The sequence below is a fragment of the Methanobrevibacter sp. genome (assembly GCF_045126245.1).
GTDB lineage: Archaea > Methanobacteriota > Methanobacteria > Methanobacteriales > Methanobacteriaceae > Methanocatella.
In genome coordinates this window covers 1-6313 of the sequence record NZ_JBGVOG010000070.1, presented here as the reverse complement: position 1 = coordinate 6313, position 6313 = coordinate 1, and the positions used below count along the sequence as shown (strand labels likewise).

Genomic DNA, 6313 nt, shown 5'->3' with positions numbered 1-6313 from the left:
TAATTTGACTAAATTGGGAGCAAAAACCGAATCCGAGGCTGAAGAATTCACAGTCAAAATCAAGCCTCTTCGTGAAATTCCGGAACGTGAAATTGGAGTGTATGTTGTTGCAAAAGACCTTGAAGTACACTTTGACAGCTGCCCTTATGCAATGCAGTCTTTCAGAGGGGAAGTTTCAGAGGTAATCAATCAGCTTGCCCAAAAGCACCCTACAATAAAATATTCCACTTTAAGGGGTTATGACAAGATTAAAGGAATATTGAAAGAGGAACTCCAAAAGGATTATTCTCATGGAAGATGTGAAAAATGCGGTGAGCCTTCAGCAAACAGGTTATGTAAGGCATGTTCATTTTTAGAGGAATTAGGTTGTGATTAAATGTCATTTATTTTAAAATATAAAGATATCAACGAAGAAAAAGAAATACCAAAGGAAGATTTTACCATTCAGAATTTATTGGACGAATTGGGTTTATCCGCTCAGACCATGGTGTCCAAACAGAATGGTGAATTGGTAATTGAGGATACTGTAATCAATGACGGTGATGAAATTCAATTGGTTCAAATTATTTATGGTGGTTAACTTTGAAAATCAGTTATGAATGTGGGCCCTGCTTTTTAAGACAGGCCCGTGAAGCAATGGATTTGGCGTGTGATGATGATTTGCTTAAAATAGAAATCATGAATGATATTTTCAATTTTTTGGCGGACAATTTTTCAAAAGGCACCAATTCCAATAAGACAGGTTCAATAATGCACAACATCATAAAAAGCAGAACAGGTTGCGAAGACCCTTATTATAGGGAAAAGGTTCATGGAAACGAAATAGCTTTGAAGTATTTGCCTCTTGTCAAAGAAATTTTAAAGGAAAATGACAGTCTGGAAAATTACGTGAAGATTGCAATCATCGGCAATATTCTTGATTTTGGAGCATTTACCCTTGACGATGATGTTGATTCGATAATCAACGAATCTTTAGGAAATGACCTTGTTGTTAAGGATATTGAAGAGTTTGAAGATTCACTTAAAAAACATGATAAAGTCTTATATATGGTTGACAACACCGGCGAAATTGTCTTTGATAAGTTGTTGATGGCCAAAATTAAGGAATATGGTCTAGATATTACAATTGCGGTTAAATCAGAACCGATTTTAAATGACGCATGCATGGAGGATGCATTGGAAGCTGGACTTGATGAGTTTGGCGAAATTGTTGAAATCGGTGCCGGAACCGTAGGTTATGTGGACAGTGAGATTTCAGATGAGTTTAGAGAGATTTTCAATTCCCATAAATTCATAATTTCAAAAGGTATGGGGAATTATGAGGGATTGACAGAAATAGATTTGTCTTCAAAAGATATTTATTTCTTGTTATGTGCAAAATGCAATACAATTGCTCGTGATATAGGCGTCAATTTAAAGGATATGCTTCTTTTTAAAAAGTAAAGTGGTTTTATGATTATAGGTTTGATTGGATTTGGAAAAGTTTCCCAAACTCTTGTAAATTTAATAAAATCGGATGATATAGAGTTTTTAACTTCTAAAGAGAATAGATCAAAATCCACAATCGAAGCTATTGATGAGCTTAATGTTGGATTGGCATCCACATTCGATGAAGTGGCAAAATTGTCAGATATTCTAATTTCAGCAACCTCACCAAAATCGGCGTTGAATATAGCTAGGAAATATGGAAAATTATCAAATGGAATATATTTGGATTTAAACAACATATCTCCTGAAACCACATTGGAAATTAATAAATGTGTTGATAATTTGGTTGATGGGGCCATAATAGGCAAAATTGATTCAAATAATCCTACATTATATGTTTCAGGCCATTCTGCTCAGGAATTATTGTTTTTAGGTGAGTTTTTAAATATAAAACTAATCAGTGAAAATGTGGGTGATGCGGCAATTTTAAAATTGCTTAGAAGCAGCTATACCAAGACACTTACCGCACTTTTGATTGAAAGCTTTGAGATTGCCAAAAGAAACAATCTTGAAAATGAATTTTTTGATGTAATATCCATAACCGAGGGCAGCGATTTTAAGGACAAATCCCTTTCAAGAATAAGAAATACCTTAAATAATCCAAAAAGAAAGTCAGAAGAACTGCAAGAGATGATTAGCTATTTTGATGATGAAAATCTGATTATGGTTAAGGCTGCATTGGAAAAGTTCAGCCAATTGTAACTTTAACTTTAAATCCTTTTTTTGCTTGTTTTATCATTCCTTCAACAGGAATAAAATGTGAATCCATGATGTATCTTAAATAAGTCACTTCCTGTGCAGGCAATCTCAGATTGGTCTTGATTTTTTTGCCTTCACTTTTAAATTGGACTGAAATTTTACCGTTTTTATCCACATAAAGATCAGTGGCAATGCCTTCTTTTGTTATTTTAGTTTCAAATTTTGTCAGATTCAAGCCGGCTTCAATGATTTTTGGAGCATCGTCAACAGTGATATTTTCGCTTCTAAACTTTTCATTCGCTTCTTTTGCCGTAAGTCCGCTACTTGCAACATACCAAGCCCTGTCGATTACCCGTTGAACTTTCTGATTATCAGGTATTACTCCTTCTGCCTCATAGCTTTTCATCAAATCCATCACTTCTCTTTTAGTGACTTCCTCTTCAATTGCGCTGATTGCAAGACGGGTCATCACTGGACCGTAATCTGATCTTCTAAAAACTGCCCAAATAGATTCCGGGTCTCTGTACACTCTTCTTTTAATAATTTCATTAATGGTTTTTCCATTCAGATAAGCTATCTTTTCAAGATTTCCCCTTGAGTAGGTGTTCATCCTTTTGTAGATTTCATCCCAGTTCCTTTTGCCGGGAACATTTCCTAAAGCTATTTCCCGCTCAAGAATCTCACAGGTAGTTTTCGGAACTAATTTGTAAACGTTTGAGGGGATTGTCATGCCGTTATCTATAATTGACTGTCTGATTAGTCTTCCGGAGTACTTGGATTTGTCAAGTTCCTTGACTATGTGAAAATTCAGTTTAGAGCCTAAAAATTCATTTAAAGCATACCAACGGATTTCATTTCTGTTGGTGTAATGCTTGGGCATTCCAACGAAATTTCCTTCATCAATGAATTTCTGCGCTTTTGATTTGATTTCATCCAGTGAAATGCTTGCTGAGGTGATGTAGTCAGTAACACCATCATCAATCATTTGCTTGAGCCTGATTGGAACACTATATGATAAAACCAGTCTGTGATGAAGACCTTCAAAGGATTTTACTTCATCAACACCTAATGCCAGCACCATTTCACGACGGGCTTCAAAGTTCACAAAAAAAGGCGTATGATTTGCACTGTAACCTTTGTTTAAATAAACTACGACTTTTTTGTCTTCCTTATCCGCAATCTTTTGTGCTTGCCTGATTAATTTTTCATGACCATTATGCACCGGGTCAAAATCTGCACTAATTCCAATCAATATTAACACCAAAAAAATAAAAAGAGAAGGATAGTTTATCTATCCATTAATTTTAATATACCGCTTATTACTAACCATATTCCTATTAATGAACCAAGAATAATTGGATTTGCAAGATAAGTTCCAATGATTATGTATAATACGCCAAGTATAATTCCTGATATTCCAATGTAAAATCCATATCTGCTGCTGCGGTTGTTAATAAGGGAAGCCAGTCCGACGATTATTAACATTATTCCTGCAAAGTACAATGAAATTTCAGTTAAAAATCCAAGAAGTGTTGGATTAAATATTAAACCAATACTTAAGAACAATAACAGTAATCCTAAAATCAAGTCAATTATAGCTCCACTTGTATTATAATCGATTATGGATACTCCTAATACGAGCAGATAAATAGATACTAGTAATACAGACAGTCCAATTAATGAACTTACGCCAATCACTCCAAGTACTGGAAATATGATAATTACCATTCCTAAAAGTATAGCTAGTAAACTAATGAATTTACTTTTCATGTTTTCCTCCTATTATTAATATAGTATTTTTAATTATTTTAATATAATGGGACATGTTTAATTTCAACGGTAGAATTATTCATATCACAATTTTCTATTTCAGCTAACCATTCACTTTTACATTCGCAATCATATTCTATTTTAGTTTGAGTTAAATTATTGGCTATAATCATATGTTTTAAATCTTTGTTACATTTTTTACAGTTATACGGGCCGCGTCTTGATCCAAATCCTGATGTGTCTAAAAGTGCAGGCATGTCCAGTTCATCTCTAACAGTATTGATTATTTCAATGCATGACCAAATCCAAGGCGGTTGATATGCTCCCTTTCTCCAGAATCTCTCGATGACTGTTCCTCCATGAATGGTAGCAGGGCAAAATGAAAGTCTGTTGACTCCTATGGAGTTGCAGTATCTTGCGGTTTCAATCGCTTCGGTTATTGCTTGCGCTTCGGATACTAAGATAGGTTTAACAAAAATATAGGCTTTTGACTTTAGGTTATAACCTTTTGCTGAGGATAAATTCTGCATCAACTTAACTGCATTTTCAAAGTCTTCACGGGTAAACCCTTTGTTGATTTTTTTAAGGCGAGTATAATCGTTTGAAGTTTCAAGTCCAATGCTCACTTCAAATAATGTGTCGCCAATTATATCAAAGATTTCATCCAGATATTCCTCTTTTACGTATTCCGGTCTTGATTCAACGATTATTTCTGTGACATTGCCCAATTCGGTTAATGTTTTTAAAATTTCGTCACGGGCATCTTTCGGAAGCTCATAAGGATTTAGAAAACTTCCTGATGCAAACAGTTTTACAGAAATTTTATCCTCTTCAGCTATTGGATGCCTGGAGAGGTGTTCGTGAAATATTTTTAGGATAGTTTCAGTATCGATAGGCTCCAGTGTGCAATCAGACACATAACTGCACATAGTGCATCCTCCGCTGTCTCCAAGCGCCCATGAACAGCCTGGTGTCGGCAATATTATAAACAATGTTTTTGAAACGCCGTCATAGGTTAAGTCATCATTATACCAGCTTGCACCAACCTGTTCTGGAGTTTTCGGATCTTTTCTCTCAAAGGCTCTTGCTCTTATTTCTTTAGTAAGATTTTCAATTTCCATCATAATACCTGCAATATATTAAATCTAATATAATATACTTAGGATTTTTTAATTATTAAAAATTGTTATAAAAATAGTTAGTTAATAAGTTGTGTATAATGGAGTAAAAAAATAAAAAAAGAAAAGAAGTAAGCAAGTTTAGAAACTTGCAATTACGTCTCCTAATAATTTAATGGATTCTTCTACGTTTTTACCAACAGGGGAACCTGCTACGTATTGAGTTACACCCATTTCAGCTAAGCCTTCGATTTTTGGAATGAACTCATCAGGAGTACCACATACTGAGAATGCGTCTAATGCTTCGTCAGTTACAGCACCGATAGCTCCACCGAAGTCACCTTTAGCTAAGAAAGCACCCATTTGTTCGTTGAATCCTTCAGGTAATCCGTGTCTTTCGATTACTGGAGGTGGGGAACCTGCTGCAATAAATGCAACTACGATTTTAGCTGCGTTTTTAGCTGCATCAGAGTCTGCACCAATGGATGTTGCAGTGTATGCACCTACGTCGAATTCTTTAGCTTGGTCTCCAATACCTTTTTTAATCATAGGCATAGCTGCTTCGTAATCTTTAGGGTTTGAAGCGTTAATTAATACACCATCTGCGATTTCTCCAGCGGTTTCTAACATTTTAGGACCTTGAGCACCCATATAAATAGGGATGTGTTCTTGGACAGCTTTTGCTCCACCTAATGCTGCACCAGCTTCGGTTTTTCCTCCAGCTAATAAAGTGTTAATGTCAGCGATTGCTGCTTTAATAGTGGATACTGGTTTTTCCCATGCGATTCCTAAAGCATCGAAAGTTGCTTTGTCACCAGGACCAATACCGAAGGTAGCTCTTCCTTCTGAGATTTCGTCAATGGTTGCGATAGCGGAAGCGGAAATTGCAGGGCTTCTTACGTATGGGTTGGTTACACCAGGACCCATTTTAATGGTTTCAGTAGCGTTTGCAATTAATGCTAAGGTTTCGTATACGTTTTTGTTGTTGTAGTGATCTGTGATCCATGCGTATTCAAAACCGACGTCTTCTGCTAATTTTACTAAACTTACTAATTCATTTAATGGTATTTGTGGTACGAATTCTATACCGAACTTCATATTTTATCACCAATAATATATTAGATTGCATAATATATAAAGTAATTATTATTTGAATTAGATAGAAAGTTTTAAATATAATCTATGTTTGCTACCTGCTGAGCTTATAATAAAAATAGTAGTATTAAAAAAAATATTTT

General features: G+C 35.1%; 8 protein-coding genes. 4 read left to right on the top strand and 4 right to left on the bottom strand.

Annotated elements, in window-relative coordinates:
* The 4 genes from ACJMLZ_RS05340 to ACJMLZ_RS05325 all read left to right on the top strand — a co-directional run.
* Positions 1-376 (top strand): TIGR00269 family protein (locus ACJMLZ_RS05340; protein WP_405304325.1); only part of this gene is annotated, 376 nt, incomplete at its 5' end.
* Positions 377-580: a MoaD/ThiS family protein gene (locus ACJMLZ_RS05335; protein WP_405304324.1), complete on the top strand. Its 204-nt coding sequence runs from the start codon at positions 377-379 to the stop codon at positions 578-580.
* 2 nt (positions 581-582) lie between these two features.
* A complete protein-coding gene (locus ACJMLZ_RS05330; protein WP_405304323.1) occupies positions 583-1443 on the top strand; it encodes a damage-control phosphatase ARMT1 family protein in 861 nt (286 codons plus the stop codon).
* A gap of 9 nt (positions 1444-1452) precedes the next feature.
* Positions 1453-2190, top strand: coding sequence for an NAD(P)-binding domain-containing protein (locus tag ACJMLZ_RS05325; RefSeq protein WP_405304322.1), 738 nt, complete (start codon positions 1453-1455; stop codon positions 2188-2190).
* Here ACJMLZ_RS05325 and ACJMLZ_RS05320 read toward each other — a convergent pair.
* The 4 genes from ACJMLZ_RS05320 to mer form a co-directional block, all read right to left on the bottom strand.
* A complete protein-coding gene (locus ACJMLZ_RS05320) occupies positions 2177-3448 on the bottom strand; it encodes a cytidyltransferase (protein WP_405304321.1) in 1272 nt (423 codons plus the stop codon). The genes ACJMLZ_RS05325 and ACJMLZ_RS05320 overlap by 14 nt on opposite strands.
* 26 nt (positions 3449-3474) lie before the next feature.
* Positions 3475-3957 (bottom strand): DUF308 domain-containing protein, encoded by a 483-nt coding sequence (locus tag ACJMLZ_RS05315; RefSeq protein ID WP_405304320.1) that lies wholly within the window; start codon positions 3955-3957, stop codon positions 3475-3477.
* 38 nt (positions 3958-3995) lie between these two features.
* Positions 3996-5078, bottom strand: coding sequence for an archaeosine biosynthesis radical SAM protein RaSEA (locus ACJMLZ_RS05310; protein ID WP_405304326.1), 1083 nt, complete (start codon positions 5076-5078; stop codon positions 3996-3998).
* 138 nt (positions 5079-5216) lie between these two features.
* Entirely contained in the window at positions 5217-6173 is a 957-nt protein-coding gene (gene mer, locus ACJMLZ_RS05305) for a 5,10-methylenetetrahydromethanopterin reductase (RefSeq protein ID WP_405304319.1), read from the bottom strand.
* Positions 6174-6313 lie beyond the last annotated feature (140 nt).